Raw genomic sequence first — 1,049 nt, forward strand, 5'->3', positions numbered from 1 at the left:
CGAGCTCGTGCACGGTAGGCGGTGAGGCGTCGAGGATGGCGGCGGGGCTCGGTGTTCACATCTGCCGCGCCGACGTCAGGTCCGCAGTCTGCTGGTGGGACAGCAGGGCGGCGACGGCCTGGACGGTGTCGCTCATGTGCTCGCGGCGGCCGAGGTGGCGGGTCAGAGCTCGCCAGTTCTTCAGGTGAGCGATGCCGTGCTCGACGCGGATGCGTCGTGAGGAATGTGCCTTGCGCTGCCGCTCGTACATCTCCTCGTACCAGTCCGGAGCGTTCTTCTTGAACTTGCGGTGCGGCGGTGTCACCACCCGGCCGCCGGTCTGCGCGCCCAGGCCCTGGTAGCCGGCATCGGCGAGAATCTCCACGGCAGGCCCGTCGGCCAGGAGCTTGACCAGCCCTAACTGGCGGGCGTGGGTGATGTCCGCGCAGCTTCCGGGCCTGGTCGGGCTGCAGAACAGCACCCGGCCGTCCCCGTCCGTGAGCACCATGGTCTTGACGGCGTTCTGCTTGCTCTTGCCGGAGATGAACTTGTCCCGGTCCTTGCGCCCGGCGGTCGGCCGCCGGACCCGGATCTCGGTGCCGTCGACGATCCCGGTCCTGCCCGCGGAGCCGAGGTGGTCGACGACCTCGGCCAGCGTCCGCAACCGCACGCCGGGACTGACGGTGCAGCCTCGCTCGGCGAGCAGGGGTCGCACCTCGCCGACGGCGCGGGTGATGGTGGAGCGGTCCACGCCGAACCAGCAGGCGAGCACGTCGTGTGTGGCCCCGTGACGGAGGTGCACGAGGGTGGCCAGGAGCCGGTCGATGAAGACGAGCCGGTGCTTCGCGCCGGCGCCTACGGCCCGCTTCCGCTGCCTGGACGCCAGCCTGGCCTGATGCCGTTCATGCCACAACGGGCCCAGCTCGGCCACGAGTTCAGCGATCACGTCGGCCGACAGGCCCGTGATCCTCCGGTCGCTGATGATCGCTGCACGAGACACATTCCCCACCACACGACCATGATCGACGATCGGGAACTCGACGCCTCACCGCCTACCGTGCACGAGCTCG

At 69.7% G+C, this 1,049-nt stretch carries 1 protein-coding gene; it reads right to left on the minus strand.

Annotated elements, in window-relative coordinates; translation table 11 throughout:
• Positions 1-55: 55 nt before the first annotated feature.
• A complete protein-coding gene (locus MTQ10_RS30695) occupies positions 56-979 on the minus strand; it encodes a transposase (protein ID WP_247474059.1) in 924 nt (307 codons plus the stop codon).
• Positions 980-1,049 lie beyond the last annotated feature (70 nt).

Source organism: Streptomyces sp. XM83C (genome assembly GCF_023072675.1).
In the GTDB taxonomy this organism is placed as follows: domain Bacteria; phylum Actinomycetota; class Actinomycetes; order Streptomycetales; family Streptomycetaceae; genus Streptomyces; species Streptomyces thermocoprophilus.